The organism is Vibrio atypicus (assembly GCF_009811315.1).
In the GTDB taxonomy this organism is placed as follows: Bacteria; Pseudomonadota; Gammaproteobacteria; order Enterobacterales; family Vibrionaceae; genus Vibrio; species Vibrio atypicus.
The window spans coordinates 80,241-104,364 of record NZ_BLID01000009.1; the positions used below are offsets into that span (position 1 = coordinate 80,241).

A 24,124-nucleotide genomic window follows, 5' to 3' on the forward strand; every position below is an offset into this window, starting at 1 on the left:
AGGTAATCGTTGATGGAACAACTTAGCTACGTAGTGATGACGATATTGCCTGTGTTTGTCGTCATCGGTGTTGGTTATATTGCGTTTAAACGTGAAATCATCCCGCGCAATGGTCATAAGAGTCTCGCGGCATTTGTGTTTAATTTTGGTTTGCCAGCAGCAATTTTTAGTGCGCTGAGCAGTAAATCACTGGACCAGATTTGGCACACGGATTATGTCATTGCCTATACCTTAGGATCATTATTAGCGTTCGGTATTGTCGCGGCGATTGCGATGTTTAAGCTCGAAAAATCTCCGTCACACGCTGTGGTTTTGGGACTTGGCGGCAGCTTTTCAAACAGTTTATTGATCGGCTTTCCAATCATCTATTTCTTGTTTGGTTCCAAAGCCTTGATTCCATTTTCACTCACACTGGTGGTTGAAAATCTGTTTATGTTGCCGCTGCTGTTGACTCTCGCTGACATGTCGCATCAGAGCCGCCAAGCCAGCTTGAAGCGAAATCTCGTCGAGACGGCAAAAAGCTTGGTCAGTAACCCGATAGTGATTGCAATTGTTCTCGGTATGTTTTGTTCAGCCCTTGATTGGCGAGCTCCGAAAATGGCCCAGAGCATTATTGACATGTTAGCCAGCACGGTAACGGGTATCGCTCTCTTTACCATAGGAGGAGGGCTCGTTGGCGTTAAGTTATCAGGGATGAAGCAAGAGATAAGCTTGGTGATGCTGGCGAAGTTATTGCTGCACCCACTACTGGTGATGCTGTGTTTTATCAGCTGGTTTGAATTAGACCCGACGATGAGTGCAGTGGCCGTCATACTCGCCAGCATGCCGATGTTTGGCGTCTATGCGGTTATCGGACAAAAGTACGACTTAGGAGGGATGTGTGCGGCTGTGCTGCTACCTACGACTCTATTAGCGATGGTGACGGTAAGCGTTATGACAACCTTCGCTCTGACACTATTTCAATAAGATCTGTTCTTTATAAGTACAAGACACTAACGAAGCATTGTGCAAGTGATGAGTTATCAATGCACTAGGTAAAAGGAAATTAATAATGGGTAAACTTTGTATCGCGGCGAAAATAACGCACGTCCCGACCATGATCATGTCAGAACAACCGGGGCGTTTATATGGCTGTCGTCAAGCTGCTATTGATGGTCACAAAGAGATTGCCAAAATGGCTAAGGAGATGGAGGTCGATACCATTGTCGTATTAGACACCCACTGGCTGGTTAACGCAGGTTATCACGTCAACTCAAATGAATCATTTTCAGGTAACTACACCAGTCATGAGTTTCCACACTTTATCCAAAACCTTGAATATCAATATCGCGGTAATCGCGCACTGGGTGATCTAATCGCAGAAAAGGCAACGGAAAAGGGCGTGTTTACTCTCTCTCACCAAGTGGACTCATTGGATCTTGAGTATGGCACCTTGGTCCCAATGCGCTTTATGAATCAAGACAATCATTTTAACGTGGTTTCAGTGGCAGCTTGGTGCACAGTACACAGCATCGAATCATCACGTATTCTTGGTGAAGCGATCCGTGAAGCGATTGAACAGAGCGAAAGCCGGGTGATGTTGCTTGCTTCAGGCTCTTTATCGCATCGTATTTGGGATAACGACGAATATGAAGCGAATAACGGCACATTTACCATTTCAAAAGAGTTCAACCGCCAAGTGGACTTACGTGTCCTTGAGCTATGGCAAAACCGTGACTACAAAACCTTTCTTGAAATGCTCCCAGATTATGCAGCGCTCTGTTCTGGAGAGGGTGGTATGCATGATACCGCGATGCTTTTTGGCGCATTGGGCTGGGACAAATATCAAGGTGAAAGCACCGTTGTAACTGACTACTTCCCAAGTTCAGGAACTGGTCAGGTCAATGTGGTATTCGAAGTAACGGAGTAAGGAATGAAGTTAAACTACCCAGAGCTATTTCAGCAGGCCTGCTACATTGACGGTGAGTGGGTTGCTGAAAATGGTGAAACTAAGGCGGTGACCAACCCGTCGACAGGACAAGTGATTGGCGAAGTTCCATTTCTTGGTGAGGAGCAAGCTAAGCAGTGTGTAAGTGCTGCGCAAACTGCATATGAAAAGTGGAAAAAGACTACAGCCAACCATCGCGCAGATGTACTACGGCGTTGGTATGACTTGATGATTGAACATATCGATGATTTAGCAACAATATTGACCTTAGAGCAAGGAAAACCATTCAACGAAGCTAAAGGCGAGATCACTTATGCTGCAAGCTTTGTGCAATGGTATAGCGAAGAGGCTCGCCGAGCTTATGGTGAGATTGTTCCTAGCCACCGTGAGAATGGGAAAATTGTGGTCACCAAAGAGCCAATTGGCGTGGTTGCGGCAATCACTCCATGGAACTTTCCAGCAGCGATGATTACTCGAAAATGTGCACCAGCATTTGCAGCAGGCTGCTCAATGGTGTTAAAGCCTGCTCAAGAAACCCCTTTTACTGCACTGGCATTAGCCAAGTTGGCGCAAGAAGCAGGATTACCAAAAGGTTTGTTCAATGTAGTGACTGGTGACTCCTATGCGATTGGTGACGTTTTTACTAAAGATAAACGAGTGCGCAAAGTCTCGTTCACTGGGTCAACCAATGTAGGCAAAATTCTTATGAACCAGTCTGCTTCGACCATTAAAAAACTCGCGCTAGAGCTTGGCGGTAATGCGCCATTTATTGTCTTTGAGGATGCAGATATCGATGCTGCGGTAGAAGGCGCCATGATTGCAAAGTTTCGGAATGCGGGTCAAACCTGTGTGTGTGCAAATCGCTTGTTTGTCCATGATGCAGTATACGATGAGTTCGCTCAAAAACTGGCTGCACGCGTGATGCAACTCAAAGTAGGGGATGGCTTTGAAGATGGCGTCAGTATTGGCCCTTTGATCAATCAATCCTCTGTAGCAAAAGTGCAAGAGCATGTTGATGATGCCGTGGCGAGAGGGGCGAATATATTGTGTGGCGGTCTGCTGGATGAAGAGAAGTTATTCGTTGCTCCTTACGTTTTGACCGAGATGAATGATGACATGTTAATGGCTACCGAAGAGACGTTTGGCCCAGTTGCACCGTTGTTTAGATTTCATGATGAACAAGAGGTGCTTGAGCGAGCTAACGATACTGAATATGGGTTAGCTGCTTACTTCTACACTCAATCGCTTGGGCGCGCCTGGCGTGTCGCTGATGAGTTGGAAGTCGGGATGGTGGGAATCAACGAGGGGTTAATTTCGACGGCTGCAGCACCATTTGGTGGAGTTAAAGAGTCTGGACTTGGTCGTGAAGGTTCACGCCACGGCATGGATGAGTTTTTAGAGTTAAAATACATGCTGATGGGGGGACTCGACAGATAATGGAGAGTCTTTTAATCCAAACGAAGAGACAGTGACTTAGTTGCTGTCTCTTTTTTGATTTTGGCGAAAGTCAGACGCTGTCTCACCAATCTGTTTCTTAAAAAAGCGCGCAAAGTAGGCAGGATCTTGATAGCCCAGTTCATAGGCGACCTGAGAGACAGGCATGGGAGTGAGGAGTAGTAATCGACGCGCTTCTTGCATCACTCGTTCAGCAACCAAACGTTTGGATGACAACCCACTAATTTTTCGGCATATATCATTAAGTCTAGCCGTGGTTAAGCTTAGTTCTTCCGCGTATTCAGGAAGGGTTAAATGCTGTCTGTAGTTCACTTCTATCATTTGATTAAAACGATTAAACAATGCGACGTCAGCACTTCGAAACTGAGTCGTCACAGGTTGAGTGTTAGCGTGGCGTATTACTTCAATAAGAGTCAGTTGCAGCAGAGATTGTTTGGCGACATCGCACATAAACTCACTACTGTCTTGCTCGGCGAGCAACATTTCCAGCAATGAAACTAACTTTGAGGGATTGCTTAATTGAGTACAAAAGGGCTGTAATGCGGTCGAGGCGACATCGTTGCGACCTATCTCGATATCAAGTAGACGCCATACCAAAGGTTGACTGGCCGTGATGACGTAGCCATTCGCATCATCATCGGTAACAAAAGAGTGCGGCACTGTTGGTGGTGTAAAAAACAGTGTTGTCCCGGTTTTTAGGTAGTGTGCCTCATCAAGCAATACATGGGTTGTTCCTTCTAGAATAATATGTAATTGATAGTATCGATCATGGTAGTGCGTTGGCATATTTCGACCAAAGAAAAGTGCCAAGCTATTGAGTCGCTCGATATGGAAGTCACTATCATCGTAACGCGAATCATAAACTTTACCGATATCTAAATTGGGTATCGCCATTTGCGTCATCTATCTCTTCCTTAACCATCATTCCAGTTAAAACTCAGCATAACAAATTTTAGTTAATATATTATCTATACTCATGAAAAGTACAAGTGAATACAGGTAACATCCATTTAACATCTTTTCTGGTGTGGCAATAATGAACCCTACATCCCGATCAGAACAACAGGGTTTATATCAAAAGGAATCGATGATGAAACAGCAAAATCCGCTACTTGAAAAACTAAATGCAATCTTGCCAACTATTGCTAGTAATGCTCTGCAGGCTGAAGAAGACCGCACGCCACCTGAAGAAAACATACGTCTACTACGAGAAATCGGCTTTTTCCGCGCGTTCCAACCAAAAGCTTACGGTGGTTTAGAGATCTCACTACCAGAATTTACTGATTGTGTTGCTGCATTGGCCGGAGCTTGTGGCGGTACTGCTTGGGGGGCAAGCTTATTGGCTACCCATAGCCACCAGATGGCGATGTTTTCTAAGCTAGCACAAGAGGAGTTTTGGGCAAGCAATCCAGAGGGCACCGCAAGTTCAAGCATTGCACCATTTGGAAAAATTGAAGAAACGGAAGGCGGCGTCATCATTAATGGTGATATGAGATGGAGTAGTGGGTGTGATCATGCTGATTGGGCAATCTTAGGCTTTAATCGTGTTGATGAGGCAGGGAATAAACTTTACTGTTTTGGTGTGGTCCCTAGACACGAATACAAAATCACTGATGACTGGTATGCGGCGGGTATGAAATCAAGCGGTACCAAAACATTAGTATTGGATAATGTGTTTATTCCAGAGCACCGTATTGAAACAGCCAAAGGTATGATGGAAGGGCACTCCGCTGGATTCGATTTGTATCCGGATAGCGATATTTTCTACACTCCTTATCGCCCTTATTTCGCATGTGGTTTTGCGGCGATTGGCTTAGGCATTGCTGAGCGTATGCTAACTGTATTCGCCGAGAAACAGAAAAATCGTGTGCGGGCTTACACTGGCGCAAATGTCGGTGTTGCAACACCAGCATTGATGCGCTTAGCGGAATCGACCCATCAAGTTGCGGCAGCAAGAGCATTACTAGAGAAAACATGGAACGACCATAAAGAGCATGGAGAGCGTAAGGAGTACCCTGATGCAGATACGCTCGTTTACTGGCGAACTAACCAAGCCTATGCGGTTAAGATGTGTATCGCGGCAGTAGATCGTCTATTTGATGCAATGGGCGGTATGGCATGGTTTAGTGATAACGAAGGGCAGCGTTTGTTCCGTGATTCACACATGACTGGCGCGCATGCATACACGGATTATGATGTTTGTGCTCAGATTCTTGGTAGACAATTGATGGGCTTAGACCCTGACCCAACGATGGTTTAGCCCTGTGGGTATGACATGAAAATAGGATAGGGAAGATACAAAAAAGCCTGCTATTAAGCAGGCTTTTTTTAAATAATGGTGCGTCCGAGTGAACTCGAATCACCGACCCCTACCATGTCAAGGTAGTACTCTAACCAACTGAGCTACGGACGCACGATGTACTTAAGCTTCTATACATGATTGTGACTAAATCAATCAAGGTTGAGTGACAAACTCAACAGAAGGAATGGTGGGTCCGGGCGAACTCGAATCGCCGACCCCTACCATGTCAAGGTAGTACTCTAACCAACTGAGCTACGGACCCATTCCTTAAGAACGTGACGAATGTTACCGAGACTTGTTCAATCGTGCAAGCGTAAATTATTGGTTTTGAAACTGTTTGCTTTACATCTAATCAAAAAGGCGCTTTTTTAAACCGTGCAGGATAATAAATGTGCGCCAAATCAAGTTTTTATAGTGAGGTATTTTTCCATTTCTGTTTGCGGCACCATACCGCCGCCAGTCGCCCAAACAAGATGGTTCGCATTTTTAAGTGCTTTGTTTGAATAATTGAGTCGCGCCAAGTAGTCAATTTGCTGGTAAATGACAAACGGGCCTTTCATTCCGGCAAGTGCTGACGGCTCTAATTGAATAGATTCGGTTTTAGCTAACGTTTGAAGTTGGCTAAATAAGGTACTGTCACTGACCGTATAGTAACCATCAATCATTCGTTCCATTGCTCTACCAACAAAACCTGAGGCTCGACCAACAGCAAGCCCGTCCGCAGCCGTTTTATTGTCGATGCCAATCTCTTGTACTGAGATTTGGTCATGCAGTCCTGTATGAACGCCAAGCAGCATACAGGGCGAGTGGGTTGGCTCTGCAAAAATACAATGAACATGATCGCCGAATGCGAGCTTTAGTCCAAAAGCTACTCCGCCTGGGCCGCCACCAACACCGCAAGGTAGATAGACAAACAATGGCTGGTCTTTACTGACTGTAATGTCTAGCGCTTCGAGTTGATGTTTTACTCTTTCTCCGGCGACAGAGTAGCCGAGAAACAGTGTTTTTGAGTTCTCGTCATCAATAAAAAAACAATTAGGGTCTTGCTCAGCTTCTTTACGGCCTTGTTCGACGGCGACACCGTAGTCACTTTGGTATTCCACTACATTGACTCCGTGGGATCTTAGCTTCGCTTTTTTCCATTCTCTGGCATCTGCTGACATGTGGACAGATACATTGAATCCAAGCTTCGCACTCATAATGCCAATGGAAAGGCCAAGGTTACCTGTCGAACCAACAGCAATACTGAATTGAGAGAAAAAGGAGCGAAACTCTTCAGAATCGAGCTGACGATAATCATCCGTCAACGTCAATAACCCATGCTGAATGGCGAGTTTTTCAGCATGAGTTAGCACTTCATAAATACCGCCTCTCGCTTTAATAGAGCCTGATATTGGTAGATGGCTATCCATTTTTAACAGCAACTTGCCTGGAATAGGTAGGTCGTACTGGCTCTCAAGCTGGCTTTTCATTGCTTCAATGGCACGTATTGGAGATTCGATTATCCCACCATTAATTGCAGTGTCAGGGAAAACTTGGGCTAGATAAGGTGCAAATCGAGTCAAACGATCCGATGCGTCTTGTACATCTGCTTGAGTCAGACCGACATAGGGTAAGGCAGCGTCTACTGTGGTGGTGTTTGGATTAAACCACTCGCTCTCTTTTAATGAGACGAGTTGGTTTATTAAAGGATACTGTTCAAAGAGGTTTTTCATACGCTTTTGCTTTTTGTCGTTTTTCTCATTAAAGCGTTATCGCGAACCAGAGACAATGATTATTTGAACTCGAGATGGATTGGAACGGCTAGCCTTTGTTATCAGGCTAGCCGGAAAAATTATCGTCCTCGACCATCAAACATGACGACAATAGTTCGCGTGATAATATCGATGTCCATTGCGACCCAAGATCTTAGTGAGCGTAGTGATAATGCGTAGCTATGATCGAACCCAACTTTTCTGCGCACATCATCAATGCAGGTGTCATAACCTTGATTAACCTGAGCAAGGCCAGTGATTCCAGGCATGACGCCATAGGTGCGATCGGCAAAATATGGGATGGCTTGCTCCAATTTGTTATAAAAGCTTGGTCTTTCGGGGCGGGGGCCAATCAATGACATATCGCCTCTAATTACGTTAAACAGTTGCGGAATTTCATCAAGGCGCGTTTTTCTTAGAAAGCGGCCAACCGGAGTAATTCTTGGGTCATTTTCCGTTGCCCAAACTGCCCCAGTTCTCTGTTCAGCATCTTGATACATGGTTCGGAACTTAATGATGTCGAAAAATAGCATTCTGTCGGGGGTTGATTTGCCGACACGCAATTGCTTATAGAAGATGGGACCAGGCGAGCTCAGCTTAATAGCAATCGCGATGAAGGGCATAATAGGCGCTAAAGCGATCAGAGCAAACAAGGCGCCCAAAAAATCAAATAGGCGTTTAGCGATATAAATACTCATTGGCGTTGATACGTTACTCATAATTATCTCCTTAATGGTTCACGCGCGACCATCTTCCAGTTTCTAAGCCCAATAAATAACGAAGTCCACCAATGAAATTCGCGATATGTCCTGCCACGATATATAACAGTAATTTGCAGATTTTATGGCTAAACATGTAGGGGAATAGGTAAGCGAGGTAAGCAATACAGTAAACAACAAGCTGTGCGACGAGCGCTGCCATAAACACCGGATACTGGCTTAAACAGATTGAAGTTATCAAACATGCGATCATTAAATATGGTGTTAGGAGCCTTAACCCTTTACCTGACAAAAAGGCAAAAGCGACACCGCGATAACGTGGTAAAAACATATCAGATAGTCGAATGGCTTGCTGCATATTGCCTGCAGAGATACGTAAACGACGTTTAAAATCCGCGTTGGTTGAAGAGGGTTCAAGCTCTAATGCCGTCATCTCTTTATCGTATTCTGAAAGATAGCCTTTACGCACTATTCGCATAGGGATAATAAAATCATCATTGATTGTATTACTCGCAAGCGGTTCAAACAGCTCCGTTCTGAACAGATAAAAGGCACCATGTGCACCAAGTGTTGAGCCCAGTGTCGCTTCATGCATTTTTACATTGCTTTGGTAAAGCCAGTAATTACTTTCACCAGTATTTCGCGTGTCAAAAAGCGTATAACGGCCATTTACCACGCCAACATCTGGGTTTTTAAAGTGCTTATTTGCAAGCCACAGTGCATCAAGTGAAATGATGGCTGAAACGTCGCTCAATGCAGTAATGTCACTATCGATGGTCTTCATCTGTTCATTAACGACTGCGACTTTACCTCGGTTTGGTGTTAGAGCGCGGATCTCAAAATGAACATCACAGCAAAAGGCTTCTTGAATCGTTTGCTCAGCAATGAGCACTGTATTGTCGGTACAGCCGTCACAGGCAATGATCACTTTGAGCTTTTTCCTAGGATAATCGAGCGATGCTAGGTTACGAATCTTATCCGCTATCCACTGTTCCTCATTGTAAGCCGGTACTAGGATGGTTACGGAGGCACAACTTTGGTCGGAAAGGTCAGTGCGAAAGCCTCGCAACTTATGACGCATTGCTTTCAACGGGTGGCTCTTCGAATACCAAGATAAAATGACTGGATAGCCCACATGATGGTAAACAATCAAAATAGCACTTAACGCGAAGGTGAGAATTAACAGTAAATCAATCATGCGCTTTTCTCCTTGGTTAGTGAGTTATAAGCAACAATCATCTGGCGAATGTCATGTTGATTTAATACAAAGCTTCTAGGGTTAGCGCTGTCAGAATCTTTAAGCGCTTGCTGGATTGCGGATGCTAACTCTTGGTGGTTTTCACTGTTAACTAATAGACCTGAATCGGGGTCTAACGTTTCTCCGCTAGCTCCAACGTTGGTTGCAATAGTGACGATGCCACAAGCTTGTGCTTCTAGGGTTGAAAGTGGAAATCCCTCTGAACGAGAAGGCAAACAGAACAAATCTAGGCTTTGATAAAAACGGGGCATATCGTCTACTAGCCCTAAGAAAGTGACGCGATGGGAAACACCTAGCGCTCTTGCTTGACGTTCTAAGCGAGTTCGTTCATTTCCGCACCCTGCAATCACAAGGTGGATGTCACTATTGAGCAAAGGCATTGCGTTGATCAACACATCCTGTCCTTTGACCTTTTCTAGACGACCTGCAGTTCCGATCAAGGTAACGTTCGTCGGGAGTTTATGCGTTTGTCGCGCAAGGAATTTTGAACCTGGCTTGAACTGCTGACAATCCACACCATTTTTGATCACTGTGATATTTTTATAATTGAAGTGTCGAGAAATCTGGTCGCCGACCAGTGTTGCGTCAGCCACAAGGTGAGGGCTTGCGACATTAAGTGCGACTTTTTGTAGAGAGCGATGTTTACGCGAGTTTAGGTGCCAAGCGTCATGTTCTGTGTGAATGCGATTGCTCACCCCAGCCAGTCGTGCAGCGACGGCGCCATATAACATTGGCCCTATATGATGAGTGTGTACAGTATGAGGCTGTAGCACATTGAACAATTTGTACAGTTGCATCAATGTTTTCAAACTACAACCAGCGGGTTTATTCAGAAAAATAAGCTGATCTTGGTATTGAGCCAGCTTCGGCCAGTTCGCTATCGATTCGAGTTTAGTGCCTTCTAAGCTGACTATCAGAACGCGTTGCTCAGGCTCCGAAAAGGCAAGCATGTTGAGGGCCAAGGACTCTAATCCGCCGGGGGCGAGGTGCTGAACGACATGGACAATGCATTTTAGTTTGTTTGTCATGGCATACTCCTATATCACTGACTTTGTTAGTTATCATCTAACATTGCATAGGCTGTGCCAGTTTATATTGTCAATAAAAACAGTGTGTTAAGTGGTTATTTCAATTTGGCACTATTGTGGTTTCAAATTGAATCGCGGAATGAAGGATTTATTTTTATATTTGGAAGATAAGTAAGAACTGGCGCTTTAGTTATCGTTTCTATTTCTTCTATTCGACGAATTGAAGAGTTAAACAACTCAATAAATGTTGCGATACCACAACCTAAAGCCAGACCAGCGAATAGACCTGCAATAACAAACAAGATGATCGGTAAATTGGAAGGGTGACTTGGTGTATAAGGTAAATCGATGATCTTAACTCGCTTGTTCTGCTCAAAGACGCCTAATGAACCTGTAAGTTGTGCCATTTCATAGCGTTGTACGAGTTCATCGTAAAGCTGACGTTTGGTGTTGGCTTCGCGCTCTAATTTGTACAGCGCTCTTGCATGATCACCAAATTGGTTGGCATTTTGTTCCAGCTCAGTAATCATGGTTTTTAAGCTTTTTGTCTCTTCAGTAAGAGATTCGTATCGACTACGAACCAACTGCAGGTTGTGTAACTGAGTAACAAGCAGCGGCTGCATTTCTCCAAGCTCAGCAAGGCTGTTGCTGCTAGCAATGTCCCAAAGCTGGTTACTATTAACGTTCGGTTGCTCTACATTAATCAGTTGTGATCTTTCACTTTCCAAGCGTCGCAATTCACGCTCTTTACCTTGAACGGCGCTATGGCTATCGGTGTATTTTGCTCTGAGAAGGGTCAATGCACTTCGGGTTTCAATGATCTGATCCTCAATTTTACCGATAACTGGGTTGGTTCTAGAGAGCTGTTGATCTAGAGAACCAAGGCTACGCTTGACCCCTGATAGTTCAGCGTCTTTTTCCGCTAAACTCTGCTTGAGTACCGCTAGACGAGTTAAGCTTTGGCTCTGCATCTCTGGCGTCATACTTGAAAATCTGTTTTTGAAGTCAGCTAATTTGAGTTCGGCAATTTCTAACTCTTCACGTCTTTGTTCTATGTGGATGGCCAAAAACTCAGCTGAATCCTTAATTGAAGAGCGCTCCGGCGCAAGTAATTGTTCAATGAAATGCTCACTAATGGACTCTAGCAGTTCTTTCATTCCATCAGGCGTTGACGAAGAGAAAGTAATCTTAAGGAAATCTTTACCGGGCTGGTTAACGGTAAGGTTAGATGCGAGTCGGCCAATGACTCTGTCTTTTTCTAGCGCAGACATAGTGTCATCAATAAGCTGATGTTCTTTAGCCACTGCGGTTAAAACGTGACGACTTTTTAATAGTGTACTTAATGCGTTCAAACGTTCTTTTAGCATGGTCGATACTGCAATATCTTCTAGAAACGGATTCATTTTCGCGGTTTCTTGAATCAACATACTGGTGTGTGACACGTAGTTAGCCGGAGCCATTTTACCAACGAAATAACCAGCAAAAGGGAAGATTAATATTGGTAGAACGATCACATAGCGTTGACGCCACGCTGCATTGAGTAACACGATGAATCTCAGCTTTAGTTCATTCATAACGACTCCAGCAATTTTGATAAATGATGACTTCGGTTATCCCAACTTTCTTGTTCTAAATGTGCAGGCAATACGTTGCTTTGATTCTGTTCGATTGAAGTCAGAGCTGCGCTAAATTGTGCAACATCGTAGGCGAGATGAATGTTTTCTTGAAAAGGTTTAAGCGCAGGAAAATAGCTTGAAATAACAGGTTGGCCTGCTGCTAAATATTCCATGAGCTTGAGCGGGCTGCATGACGCAATTTGGTCATTGGCAACAAACGGAAGCAAACTGGCTTGCCAGTGCTGACTGTAACTAGGGAGTTCACTGTGCGCCTTAGGCCCTAAATAATAGACATTTGGCAATGAAGGCAGCGGGCAAGGTGATATTTCCTGAGGGCCGATGAATACGAAATTCCAATCAGTGCGTAAAGTGCACAACTGTTGCAGCAAATTATAATCTAACCAATTTGAAAGGCTGCCGTAAAACCCTGCGGTTGGTTTTCCATTGTTGGGTAAGTCTCTCGCTGGTGCCGTAGGGGTTTGGAACAGAGAAAGATCAACCCCGTGCGAGAGCAGATGAGTTTTATGCATTGGGAACTTTTGACAAAGCTTAGGGCTGGCAGCAAGGATGATATCCGCTTGGGCGACCAATGCTTGCTCGTGCTGATTAACCACTTGATGATCAACACCGGCGAGGGCAGAAAAGTCATCCCCACAGTAATAAACCACCGCTGACTCGTTAAATCCGCCACATAAATCAGCCGTTGTCGGCAGTGAGCTCCATAGAATAGGCCTTGCCATTTTAAGCTCTTCAACAACTGGGCGAAGCTGCGCCAATAGCATTGATTTCGCCATCGCACGAGCGAAAATAGATCTTGGTGCAGGAATCGTTTTAACGTTAACGACAGTGATATTGTCTTTTAAAGGCTGCGCCGCCTGATAACCGCTTTTTCCTCGACCAACTAGCTTGCCAAGTGCACGTTTAATATCATGGATGTTTAACCGTGGCTGACGTAAACCTATCGAATTTACCCATAAAACTTTACGATCATCCGCCAATCGGGTGATTAGGTGCTGTGTACTTGAGGGTAAGCCGCCAAAGTCTTCACCAAAAACAATCAAATCACGCATAATGATTCTCCTCTGCTTTTAGTTGCTTAATCACTTTAGCCGGGTTGCCAGCAGCGACGACAAAAGGAGGAAGACTTTTGGTTACAACGCTCCCTGTTCCAACCACAGTACCTTGGCCAATGGTGACGTTTGGACAAACGGTAACATTTGTACCTAGCCAAACGTCTTTTTCGAGAATGATATCTCCTACATCCTCTTCACGATCTCCGGCTCCTTGGGCTCTTAATGCGGCATCCATGGAGTGTCCGGAATAACCAAACAAGAAAGCTTTACCAGCTATGCGGACATTGTCACCAATAATGATCTGTCGCCCTACGGCAAAGGTGCTTTGCCAACCGATATCAACATTACTTCCGACGATAAGTTGAGGGCGATCTGATTGTGATCGGCCACTAAATGTTGTTTGCCCTGAAACTCGACAATCATCACCAAGTGAAATTTCTAAGGGTCCAGAGACAAATGGGATACCACCAAACAAATACAGTCGCTTGCCATAGCGGCTTAGTCGGCCTTTAAAAGCAGGCGTGAAAAAAAGCACTCTAGCAAATGATGCAGTGGTATTGCGGATGATTAAGTAGAGAGAAAGCAGGCACTTATTAAGCCAATGAGGGGTGGGAATGTCGCATGCACGCATGTTTTTCAAAATGACAAACAATTTGCGATAGTTCGGGTTCTCGTGATTTATAAGCCAAATTTTTAGGTGACTGAGTTGGTGAGCTAACATAAGCAGTCCTCATTTATTAGAGTATTGCTTTGTTACTTCAGTTTACGTGCCAGAATTTTAAATTAATAAAAACAGTAGGTTATAGATTTTGCTAGTGGTATTTAACGAGTTTTCTCATTTTGAGAGGAGTTTTGCGTGATACGAGATATCGCAATACAAAGGGCTGATAGAATATAAATCGGCCATGTAAAACCTTGTGTGAGGAAAGTCCCGGAGACAATGGTACCAACGATTCCGGCATACACTGCCATTGCTGTCGCGACAAGGTAAGGGGAGTAGTTGGCTCGGTTTGAATCAAGGGTAGATAGCGTTTCACGGCTAGTTTTGATTAATCCACGAATCAACCAGATAAATGCCCCGAGACCAAGAAATCCGGTTTCCGCAAGAACGCCAAACCAAGTACTGTGTACAGCGTGATTAAGCCCATCCCAATGTGAACTGTAGAAGAAGTAATTCGCATAAAAGTTGTTTAAACCAACGCCGGTGAGTGGGTTACTGAGAGCCATTTTAAATGCCGCTTCCCATGCGTAGAGTCGACCCATCGCGGACTCATCTATCCCTTCTTCAGCGGCCCCACCAGATTGGCGATCTGAAATCCCTGCCATAAAGAAAAGAGCCGTTGCTGCAATAATACCAAGCGTGATTAATAGTGATTTGGAACGAATGAGCCTCAAGCCAAACATGCCAAATACAGCTAAAGAGCCGAGTAATCCACCACGACTTTGCGTTGCAAGCACTGCCCATACCGCGAGTATTACCCCTACAACGCCAAGTATTCTCGCCATACCAATCTGTTGGGTTGTTGCGAACGATATTGCGAAAGCGAGTGGGAACATTAGCACTAGTGAAAGATCGTTTGGGTCTCCTAATACTGACCCCAAATCCCGGCCGATAGTCACACGTGTTCCCTCAACAAGTCCAATCCCGTTGAGCGAATTAAAAATAGCGACACCAGAAATTAACGCACCAGAAATGATGATCAAGGTGGCGATTTTTTTTACTGCGTCTTCGCTATCGACCAACCAGGCAATAGCAAGCGTCATGACAATGATCTTCCAATAAATGTTCTTGAAGTAGGTAATGGATAGGCCGGGGTTTGAAGCCAGAATTGAACCTATGGTTACAAGGCCCCAGAAAATGACTAAGTGGGTCATACTAGGGTGCCAGTAAGTGTTCATTTTCTGACTGATCAAGGTGTGCCACATCAAAGCAGATAACGCGCCTAACGAAAGAAGCAGTGGAATCTTCAAGGAATAAATGACGGGAAAGGCTTCGTGTATTCTAAAAAATGAAAAGAGCACAAATAGGCTTACGAACCAAAATGTTTGGTTAAGGACAAACAAAATGGCGAAAGGGAGTATGCAGATCACAGCGATAAGTGCCGGATGAGGCAGTAAAGACCATACAGCGACCAAACTGCCACACAAAGCGGTCATCAGTATCAGTGTTGTTTTGTGCGCCGCCATGCTACCCATAATGCTTTTCCTCAACATCTTGTTTGGTAGAAGCTGAAATCACAGTGTGAGTGGGAAATAGCTGCGCTTTGATCTCTTTAATGTGGATAAGCTGAGTTCGATGGGCAAAGCATAATATAGCGAGCGGTTGAAGCACGAGCATAAGGAAGGTGACATTGTCGGAATGTTGCACTGTTCCGCTTAAGATTAGAAGAGACGTTAACAAAATGAGTCCGGTAAATGCGGCCATATTGTAAGGTAAACGCAGTAGTGATTGACTTGTTATTAGGGCAAGGAAAAACCGACAAATTTGGCCAAGTAGCAAAGCAGACAAGATGGCCATAATGCCTAGGTGGATGTTCAATGCGCCAATGATGAAAGCAAAAGCAATAGAAGCAAGATTGATCAACAACAGTTTAGAGGTTTGTTTTGCATACAGAATGCCCATGTTGACCATCTCTGCCAACTCCTTAAACATCATTATCAGCACGGTCATCGTTACCATTTGTACGGCTGCATGATAGATACTTGGAAGTGCGAAGGTAATAAACAGTTGGCTTGCCCATGCAGTGCCAACCGCGATCATGCAGAGTAGTAATGTACCTTGCTGAATAGTATGAACAACTTTGCAGTTGCCTTGTGTTTCTTGCACTTGAAACCGTTTCGGCATCCACCACATATGAAATGGCTGAATTAAGATACCGACCCCAAGTGCAAATTTTGCTGCGATCGCATAAATACCAAGAGTTTCTAAGCTTGTGTAGCCCGCAATAATCCAACGCTCCGCTCCACTTAAACAAAAGGCAACCATAGCTGAAAGCATCAAGGGTGAAGAGTAGAGAAGGTACACTTTGAATTGACTAAATTTCGGTAGTTGAATACGAAAACCTAGGTAAAAATGAAGAAAGATGAACTGACCCAATGTACATAAAACGTTGGCGGCGAATATGAGCGTAACATCAGGTCGATAGATAAGAGCTAACAAAACGAGGATGACTTGAATCGTGACCGAACATACACATATTTTGAAGAACAATACCGCTTGGTTATGTAATCGAAGCCAAGCAAGACCAATGGCTAGCGGTGCTTCATAACACAATACCATTGCAATTAATAAAGATTGAGTTCGCGATATTGCATCAATTGGCGTGTCGAGTAGGTTGTATACGACAACGGCTAAAATACCCAAGGTTGCGGAAATAACCAATGAAGCGGAATAGAGTTGGGCGGCTTTCAATCTTCTCTGACTTTTAGACTCGATCGTTCCGATAAATCGATATAAGTTTTCATGCATCGCTAACCCCACGACCATAGCGAAGAAAACCGTTGTTACACCAATGAACTCAAGCTGACCTAGTTGAGTTGGAGTCAAATAATGGGCCATTAACGGCAAGGTAAACAGCGATACGCCTTTCATTAGAAACAGACTGACAGCATACAAACTCATGTTTTTTATTGGCGTGTTATTCATGACGTTGTCCCCATCCAGTTAAGCGGTAACGAGTTGGCTATTCATGTACTGGGCAAATTTGGCGTACTGTTTTTCTGCCTGATATGTCTGTGCGATGATCAGAGCGTTTTGACAGCATTGCTGCATGACTTCACGTTGGTTAAAGGTGTATAGCAGCGCATTGCAAAGTGAGTTTGGGTCATTGGGTTGGTACTTCACGCAGTTAACATTATGGGTTAACTTTTGATCCCAATATGATCCATCTTCGGGAATCAAAACGCACATACCAGATGCCAACGCTTCTAAGATCGATAAACCGAAGGGCTCACTGTGGCTGGTGGAAATAAAAATATTGGATTGGCTCCGTATTTCATCCAAATTGTCAGGATCTTGATGCCAGGTAGTATATTTTAAAATAACCGGCGCTTTAGAAACTGGAAGTTCGGTGTTTTTAGGACGGATAAAGCAAACATTCAAAGCCAGCGGCCTAATCATTTGCGCGTGTCTCATTGCATCAATTAACGTATCTAACCCTTTCCATTTCAAAAGCGATGCTGCCCAAAAACCAACTGGAAAGTCTGTTTGGCAACGGGTTGGCCAGCGGCTGGCTGCAATACCATTGATGGTTTCATAGTAGTGGTCACAACTAAGGTAGTTGCTTGCGATCGCTGAAATGTCTTCAATGTCAGTCTTGCTTTTAAAATAATGTTCAATCGCTATTCTCATGCTTTTTTTTGCAGAAGGCAGGTAGAACACAGCGCTGGCGAGTGTTAAACAGCGACCAATAGAACGAGAGCAACCGACATTTCCGTGTACCCATTGAATAACCTCAATATTGAGCCACTGATGAACAATATAGAGGGGCATATCAATACCAGGGCCGGATGCACCAATCAGTTTTGTCACTTTAGAAAAGCGAGCGATGAAGAAGAGAAGTAGCAAAGAAGCGATGTATTGTTCTATCCAATAAAGAATTCCGTAGTGGTGGCGTGTCAGCCATTTAGCCAAAGGTAAATGGTATACGCTGGTGTCATCTTGTTGGCAAAATTCGGTATTTTCCCAATATTGTTTATCTGCGGTGATGACAACAAACTTTTGGTCGGTAGTAGGGCAGAGAGCCAACGCATCGCTTGTTGCGACTTTAGAGCCACCTTTAAAAGTGATTGGATCATAGATGAGCGTGATTGGTCGATTATCCATGTTGACCTCCCATTGTGATGCGATTGCTAACAAAGGTTTTCAGAGGCAAGAATGTTCGGAAAAAACCGAGCTGTGTTTTAGGTTCGTGAGACAAAAGTTGCACATACACTTTTTCAATCTTTCGGCAGGTTATTTCTAGGTCATGATGCGTATGAATATATTGATAGGCTCTAGTGGCAAGTTCTCGGCATAGGTTGGGGTTATTCACGACGATGCGCATCGCTTTGGTCATGCCGCCAATCCCACGATTCGGGTATAAAATGCCGGTGTCTTTGTGGTGAATGAATTCTGGAATACCACCTTCATAAGGAGCGATGATAGGGATTTGCGCAATAGCAGCCTCAGCAAGCACTAATCCAAACGCTTCGCTTCGTGCACCACTAATGAAAGCATCACACCCTTTTAGCCAACCGACGACATTATGTTGTTCTCCGATGAAATGAATTCGGTCTCCTAAATGAAGTGCATCGGCTTGAGATTCAAGCTTGTCTCTTAATGGTCCATCTCCGATAACAACCAAGCAGGCGTTAGGGTGTTCTAGTGTTACGTGGCGCAGTGCCGTCATGATTCGATCGATGCCTTTTCGATGAATCATTGAACCGACTGTTGCAAAGATAAAATCATGCTCAGAAATAGAGAGTGTCTGGCGTACATCCACTTTTTCTTGCGCTTCAAGAAGGTTTACATCGATACCATTGTGGACAACAGATAGGTTTTCTACTGGGTAACCATCTCTGAGTAATGGCATTGCAACGTGACGACTGACTGAAATAACGTGTGGGCTTGCATGAACACCTAATGTGAGACGATCTCTGACGGTGTAGCCACAATGCAGCTGAGTTACCAACGGAATATGCTTGATACGTGCCGCAGCAACCATCCACTGACAAGGCGCGGCGCTATTGACGTGTATCAGATCGATATTTTCACGTTCAATCAATTTGCACCCATACTCGATGAGATTTAACCAACTCGCGACATCGAATCGAGGAGCTTTCCAACCTGCGATGAGCGGAAAGTGATTCAATTCTGATGGAACATTCATTAGGCCAAGTTGTTTCGTTAGCTCTCTGTTATTGGTCCAAACAAAAGGGCGATAGGCGCGAGAGTCTAAATACTTGATTAAATCCAATAGACAACGTTCACTGCCGCGAATCCAATCATCACCATAGTGTACAAACAGAATATTCTTAGCCATAACGTTCCCCTTAATTATCAAAGTGAGCATGAATTCCCACGTAAAGAGATAAGAGCAAAAGGGATGCCAATTAGATTACATTGTAACTAGTTGAAATATAAGTGATTTATTTTTGTTGGGAGCTATTTGTCAAATTGATAGTCAGATTGAACAGAATTGGAATGATAAATTTTGAGTAGTTGGGGGATCAGTGCTTGTTGTGAAAAGTCATCTTGAATGGTTTGCTGAGCGTTACGTTTTATTTCGATAAGTTGACGGTGAGGAAGAGTTTGGATTGTTGAGAAATCTCGACACAATTGCTCAAAACTATCATAGATAAACCCATTCTTTTGATGGCTAATGAGTTTAGATAGATTGCCAATATCGAGTGAAATAACGATGATTCCTCTTGCCATCGCTTCGAGTGCCGTCATCGGTAATCCTTCGAAGCGAGAACAAATAATTAAAAAGCCGACACTTTCCCATACTTGGTTCATATTGGTTTGGTGACCATGAAATGTGACATTGTCACTCGCCGCTTGCTTTAAGGTACGCTCCTCATTGCCTGTTCCATAAATGTCGAAGTTTTTCGTCGGGTGCTTTTGGGCTAATTGAAGGAATCGATCAGCGGCTTTTTCTTTGCTGAGTCGACCAACAAATGCAATTTGGTTTCCCGATGATTCTGATACTTGAGTCGTGTCGATAAAGTTATTTAGATATTGAGTCGAGAAGGGGATTCTCGCTTGTATCTGGTTGCTGACCGTAAGCGATGCTGAAGAGATAAAAGCGCTGTAACGGTCAAGACCATCATATATTCTCAGCACTCCCTCTGCTGTTTCGCCAGCGTGATAGGTTGATATTTGACGACAGCCAGTCAACATTCTAGCCATCTTTGCTAACAAACTGGCTTTGTAGCCATGAGCGTGTATTGCGAGTGGACGGTATTTTTGGATCTTGTAAATTAGGGTAGGGAGAGAGGCAAACGATCGTTGGCTGAGGAAGCCGTAGTCAATATTATGTTTTTCGAGCAACTCGCAAAGAGGAGGAGATGCTCGATAATCTCTGACTAGCCAAACAAATACCGGAATTTGATGACTTTTGAGGCCTTTGGCAAGTTCGAGTACGTAGCTTTCGATCCCACCAAAGGTCAAACTATCGATAATGAGCCAGATTTCACTGCGTGAATTGTTGCTCATCTTCTGCTTCCCACGCTTGTTTCTTGCGATAAACCGTAGACGGGCTTAGCTCAAGCAATACGGCAGCGTTAAGTACATTGCCATCACAGTAGTCTATGGCTTGTTGAATGGTCTCTCTTTCGATTTGCCACATTGGGCGTATTTGATCTCCATTTTTTAGAGGTGGTGAATCATGATTATTCGTTTCGAGTACTTCAGTCATCTCTGAAATTGGAGCCGCTGAAGGTTCAAAAGCAGTAGGTGCAGCCTGGACAGGTTTAGCTGGTTGATTACGACCTTTGGTCATTTGAGCAGGCAAATGTGCTGCTGAAAGCTTAGTTTCGTCATTCAATACAACAATATTACGAATAATATTTTGCAGTTGACGAACATTACCAGGCCATGCATAGCGTTTTAAAATGGCTTCGGCCTCACGGTGGATACTCGAAAAGGCTTTATTGTCTTCTTTGGCATAGAGTCTGAGGAAGTGTGTCGCAAGCGTTACAATATCGTTGCCACGTTCGCGTAACGGCGGCATCTCGATGGGTACGACATGAACACGGTAGTAAAGATCTTCGCGAAATCGGCCTTCTTCGACTTCAAGGAGCGGTTCACGGTTCGTCGCACATATTATGCGGACATCGACTTTTAGTTCTTTACTACCGCCAAGCGGGGTAAAGGTACCGGTTTGCAAGAATCGCAAAAGCTTTTTCTGCATTTCCAATTCCATTTCGCACAGTTCATCAAGAAAAAGTGTTCCACCATTTGCTTGAGAAGCGGCTCCTTTTCGATCTCCCGTTGCGCCAGTAAACGCTCCTTTAACATGGCCAAAAATCTCGCTTTCCATTAAATCTTTTGGAATCGCGCCACAGTTAATCGCAACGAATGGCTTATCTTTACGTTTACTCTCTTGGTGAATAGCTTCGGCACAGACTTCTTTACCTGTTCCACTTTCACCAATAATAAATACGCTGGCAGACGTTGGAGCAACTGAGTCAATGATCTTATAGACCCCTTGCATAGGAAGGCTAGAACCAATGAAACCATGGAACCGGTTTCGATCGAATTTGCTTTCTATATTTTCGACTAGATTTTCAAGCTTTGCTTGTTGCAAATGTAAAGCGATAGAAGTTTTAAGGCGATCTGCATTGATGGGCTTTTCAAGAAAATCTTTTGCCCCTTTTTGAACTAGGCTAACGGCGACGTCGACTGAGCCATGAGCTGTAGCGACGATAACGGATGTTGGTATTTGCTGCTCATTGATCCAGTCGAGAATGTCTTCGCCATCCATGTCCGGTAATTTGAGATCCAATATGACAAGTTGAGGGGTATTTCTTTCTATAAAAGCGATGGCCTCTCTTCCTGTTTCGACGTGAAATAGGTCATAAGGTTCATCTTTGACATACTGTTTGTACAATATAGCCAGTGAGGTTGAATCTTCTATCAGCAATACTTTTGGTTTCATTGGTGATTCCTTTTACCACTTACCCTGCAGATTCAGTGAATCCTTTTAATTTCCGCTGTTCTAATGCGTTTAAGGAGTTATCTGCTAAGATCTGTAATTCTTCTTTTAATTTGAAAGCACTCTCTTGTTGTCCTTCAATACAGAGATGTTCAATCTTTCTAGCCAAATTCGAAAGAGTGCGATTTCCTAAAGCGAGCGAAGAGCTTCCAAGGGTGTGCGCTTCGAACTCTAGGGTTTCTTTGTCTGATGCATCCATAGCGATGTAGATTTTGTCTAAACGCTGGTTTGACTCTTCAACATAATGGTCGATAAGCAGCGGGATCACTTCAGCACTGGTATCTTCAATCATTTGCTGGAGAATTTTCTCATCTACTAGTTCCAAATCTTTGTCTTCCTTTCTACGACCCCAAAGTTTAGTTTCAACTTCAATATTTTGGGTGAGCTTTGTTTCCTCTGGTTGCATATCTACTATAGACTCATCCAAAGAAGTTTGCATAGCTTCTGGTGATGGTTTGCTTACGAATAAGTTAATTTTTTCAATAAGTTGTGATAATCGCAGCGGTTTTGAAAGATAGTCATTCATTCCAGCGGCAAGAAACTTCTCTTTGTCTCCCGCTAAAGAATGTGCCGTTAAAGCAACAATAGGGGTGCTTGCTGTGTTCGAATCTTCTAGCGCTCTAATCGCATGACATGCCTGCATTCCGTCCATTTGTGGCATTGAAATATCCATGAATATTAAGTCATAGCGATATTCTTCGACTCTCTTTAATGCTTCCAAACCGTTCTCTGCAATATCAATATCAATCCCGAGTCGTTTGAACATCTCTTTGATCACTAGTTGATTTGCGCGGTTGTCTTCAGCGACAAGAATAGAAAGGTCGTTTCGAACAAGATCGGGTGTCGTTGATGTTTCTTCTGTTTCACTTTCCTGAGAAGCAACTTCGAGTTTTATGTTGAAAGAGAAAGTGCTGCCTAATTGGGGTTGGCTCTGTACCGTCACATCGCCATCCATTAGGGTGCAAAGTCGCTTACAAATAGCCAGCCCTAATCCAGACCCTTCTTTACTGCGCGAGTAGGTTTGGTCAACCATGGTGAATTCATCGAATAAATAGTCGAGCGCATTTTTGCTAATTCCGATACCAGTATCGGTCACAATGCAATTTAGCGAGACTCTGTTTTGCTCAATCGTTTGGCCGGCAACCTTGATTTGAATACTCCCTTCTTGAGTAAATTTAATCGCGTTGCCTATTAAGTTAAGTAAGATTTGTTTTACGCGATTTTCGTCGCCGACTAGGTACTTAGGGACGTCTTGCTCAATATAGCAGTGGAGTACAAGCCCTTGTGCGTTTGCTGATGGCTGAAAAGTATCAACAACGCTTTCAATACAGCGATGAACGTTAAAGGCCTTGTTTTCTAGGATGAGAGTATTGGACTCCATGCGCGTGAAATCGAGAATGTCATTGATTACGGAGAGTAGGAAATGGCCTGATTCGGTTGCCGTCGAAACGAGCTTTTTTTGCTCCTTGTTGAGGTTAGTTTCTTCTAAGATATTGAGTATGCCAAGTACGCCATTCATTGGTGTACGTATTTCATGGGACATGGAGGCTAGGAAGCGACTTTTTGAATCGCAAGCGAGCTCAGCGTCCGCTCTAGCCGAGCTTAAATCACTATAGTCTTTTTCGAGTTTAGCCGACATGGAGTCAAAGGCTCTTGCGACATCACCAAGTTCATCGGAACTGTTGTGGTTCAATTGGTAACCTGGGCCACTTTGACCCAGTTTATTAGCAGCAGTAGTGAGCCTAGTGAGACCTCTCGTTAAGTAAGTTCCTAATATGAAGGAAAAGATGGCGACAAGAACAACCTCAATGGAAGCGATAGCGATAATTGCTTTTTGTGCATTAGCGAGCATAGAGCTGATCATTGTGGTTTCGAAACCTATATCAACAATGGCAAAGTTAGTTGTCCCGACGGTTATCGGTACTCGAACGTCAAATACGCCATCAGAGACACCATCGAGTGTCTTATCTTCATGCATTTGTCGATCTAAAAGGTCTTTGTCGCCAGCGCAAGCCATCTCTTTCCCATCACGTAGAACTCGAACATATGCCACATCATCAAGCCCTGCAAATTCATCAACCAGATCATTAAGCGTTGCTAGATCAGTCGAAAGAACTGAGTCTTTTGCTGCGTGACTGAATAAGGTCGCTGCTGCATTTGCTCGCTTGATCAATTGTTGTTCATTCGAGTCAGATAAAAAACTCATCGCGCTGAAGGTCAGTATCATCAGAATAGTTATTTCGATTAAGGCGATACCGAGTACGGTTTTGGTTCGTAAGGACATAGCCGATAC

General features: G+C 44.0%; 19 protein-coding genes and 2 tRNA genes. 4 read left to right on the forward strand and 17 right to left on the reverse strand.

Annotation, left to right across the window (positions count from 1 at the left end):
- Window positions 1-12 precede the first annotated feature (12 nt).
- The 3 genes from GVO60_RS17790 to GVO60_RS17800 all read left to right on the forward strand — a co-directional run bounded on the left by GVO60_RS17790 (window position 13) and on the right by GVO60_RS17800 (window position 3,364).
- Window positions 13-966 carry an AEC family transporter gene (locus GVO60_RS17790; protein WP_159656456.1) on the forward strand — a complete coding sequence of 318 codons (954 nt, stop codon included), beginning with the start codon at window positions 13-15 and terminating at the stop codon, window positions 964-966.
- A gap of 85 nt (window positions 967-1,051) precedes the next feature.
- Entirely contained in the window at window positions 1,052-1,909 is an 858-nt protein-coding gene (hpaD, locus tag GVO60_RS17795; protein ID WP_159656458.1) for a 3,4-dihydroxyphenylacetate 2,3-dioxygenase, read from the forward strand.
- A gap of 3 nt (window positions 1,910-1,912) precedes the next feature.
- Window positions 1,913-3,364 (forward strand): NAD-dependent succinate-semialdehyde dehydrogenase, encoded by a 1,452-nt coding sequence (locus tag GVO60_RS17800; RefSeq protein WP_159656460.1) that lies wholly within the window; start codon window positions 1,913-1,915, stop codon window positions 3,362-3,364.
- Between the two features lie 36 nt (window positions 3,365-3,400).
- Here GVO60_RS17800 and hpaA read toward each other — a convergent pair whose 3' ends face one another.
- Window positions 3,401-4,285: a 4-hydroxyphenylacetate catabolism regulatory protein HpaA gene (gene hpaA / locus GVO60_RS17805; RefSeq protein ID WP_159656462.1), complete on the reverse strand. Its 885-nt coding sequence runs from the start codon at window positions 4,283-4,285 to the stop codon at window positions 3,401-3,403.
- 184 nt (window positions 4,286-4,469) lie between these two features.
- On the opposite strand from hpaA, the gene GVO60_RS17810 reads away from it, so the two are divergent.
- Window positions 4,470-5,642, forward strand: a complete 1,173-nt coding sequence (locus GVO60_RS17810) for a p-hydroxyphenylacetate 3-hydroxylase oxygenase component (protein ID WP_217358375.1) — start codon at window positions 4,470-4,472, stop codon at window positions 5,640-5,642.
- 76 nt (window positions 5,643-5,718) lie between these two features.
- Here the strand turns inward: GVO60_RS17810 and GVO60_RS17815 are convergent.
- The 16 genes from GVO60_RS17815 to GVO60_RS17890 all read right to left on the reverse strand — a co-directional run bounded on the left by GVO60_RS17815 (window position 5,719) and on the right by GVO60_RS17890 (window position 24,115).
- Window positions 5,719-5,795, reverse strand: a tRNA-Val gene (locus tag GVO60_RS17815).
- Window positions 5,796-5,869: 74 nt separating this feature from the next.
- Window positions 5,870-5,946: transfer RNA gene (locus GVO60_RS17820), tRNA-Val, on the reverse strand.
- Window positions 5,947-6,085: 139 nt separating this feature from the next.
- Complete coding sequence (gene dsdA / locus GVO60_RS17825; RefSeq protein ID WP_159656466.1) at window positions 6,086-7,399, reverse strand: D-serine ammonia-lyase; 1,314 nt, start codon at window positions 7,397-7,399, stop codon at window positions 6,086-6,088.
- Between the two features lie 119 nt (window positions 7,400-7,518).
- Entirely contained in the window at window positions 7,519-8,157 is a 639-nt protein-coding gene (locus GVO60_RS17830; protein ID WP_159656468.1) for a sugar transferase, read from the reverse strand.
- A 10-nt stretch (window positions 8,158-8,167) separates the two neighbouring features.
- Window positions 8,168-9,355: a glycosyltransferase family 2 protein gene (locus tag GVO60_RS17835; protein ID WP_159656470.1), complete on the reverse strand. Its 1,188-nt coding sequence runs from the start codon at window positions 9,353-9,355 to the stop codon at window positions 8,168-8,170.
- The gene (locus tag GVO60_RS17840) at window positions 9,352-10,443 is read right to left on the reverse strand and encodes a glycosyltransferase (protein WP_159656472.1); all 1,092 of its coding nucleotides are present in this window, start codon (window positions 10,441-10,443) and stop codon (window positions 9,352-9,354) included. Before GVO60_RS17840 ends, GVO60_RS17835 begins: the two co-directional genes overlap by 4 nt.
- Window positions 10,444-10,565: 122 nt before the next feature.
- A complete protein-coding gene (locus tag GVO60_RS17845) occupies window positions 10,566-12,017 on the reverse strand; it encodes a GumC family protein (protein ID WP_159656474.1) in 1,452 nt (483 codons plus the stop codon).
- On the reverse strand, window positions 12,014-13,129 hold the full coding sequence (locus GVO60_RS17850; protein WP_159656476.1) for a glycosyltransferase family protein: 1,116 nt from the start codon (window positions 13,127-13,129) through the stop codon (window positions 12,014-12,016). The genes GVO60_RS17845 and GVO60_RS17850 overlap by 4 nt, the downstream gene beginning before the upstream one ends.
- Window positions 13,122-13,853 carry an acyltransferase gene (locus GVO60_RS17855; protein WP_159656478.1) on the reverse strand — a complete coding sequence of 244 codons (732 nt, stop codon included), beginning with the start codon at window positions 13,851-13,853 and terminating at the stop codon, window positions 13,122-13,124. The genes GVO60_RS17850 and GVO60_RS17855 overlap by 8 nt, the downstream gene beginning before the upstream one ends.
- A 101-nt stretch (window positions 13,854-13,954) precedes the next feature.
- Window positions 13,955-15,328 (reverse strand): O-antigen ligase family protein, encoded by a 1,374-nt coding sequence (locus GVO60_RS17860; RefSeq protein ID WP_159656480.1) that lies wholly within the window; start codon window positions 15,326-15,328, stop codon window positions 13,955-13,957.
- The gene (locus GVO60_RS17865) at window positions 15,321-16,778 is read right to left on the reverse strand and encodes a lipopolysaccharide biosynthesis protein (protein WP_159656482.1); all 1,458 of its coding nucleotides are present in this window, start codon (window positions 16,776-16,778) and stop codon (window positions 15,321-15,323) included. Before GVO60_RS17865 ends, GVO60_RS17860 begins: the two co-directional genes overlap by 8 nt.
- A gap of 18 nt (window positions 16,779-16,796) precedes the next feature.
- Window positions 16,797-17,957, reverse strand: a complete 1,161-nt coding sequence (locus GVO60_RS17870) for a glycosyltransferase family 4 protein (RefSeq protein WP_159656484.1) — start codon at window positions 17,955-17,957, stop codon at window positions 16,797-16,799.
- Window positions 17,950-19,155 (reverse strand): glycosyltransferase, encoded by a 1,206-nt coding sequence (locus GVO60_RS17875; protein WP_159656486.1) that lies wholly within the window; start codon window positions 19,153-19,155, stop codon window positions 17,950-17,952. The genes GVO60_RS17870 and GVO60_RS17875 overlap by 8 nt, the downstream gene beginning before the upstream one ends.
- A gap of 122 nt (window positions 19,156-19,277) precedes the next feature.
- Complete coding sequence (locus tag GVO60_RS17880; RefSeq protein ID WP_159656488.1) at window positions 19,278-20,330, reverse strand: glycosyltransferase family 4 protein; 1,053 nt, start codon at window positions 20,328-20,330, stop codon at window positions 19,278-19,280.
- Window positions 20,308-21,774 carry a sigma-54-dependent transcriptional regulator gene (locus tag GVO60_RS17885; RefSeq protein ID WP_159656490.1) on the reverse strand — a complete coding sequence of 489 codons (1,467 nt, stop codon included), beginning with the start codon at window positions 21,772-21,774 and terminating at the stop codon, window positions 20,308-20,310. Before GVO60_RS17885 ends, GVO60_RS17880 begins: the two co-directional genes overlap by 23 nt.
- A 19-nt stretch (window positions 21,775-21,793) precedes the next feature.
- Window positions 21,794-24,115 carry a response regulator gene (locus tag GVO60_RS17890; protein ID WP_159656492.1) on the reverse strand — a complete coding sequence of 774 codons (2,322 nt, stop codon included), beginning with the start codon at window positions 24,113-24,115 and terminating at the stop codon, window positions 21,794-21,796.
- Window positions 24,116-24,124: the final 9 nt, after the last annotated feature.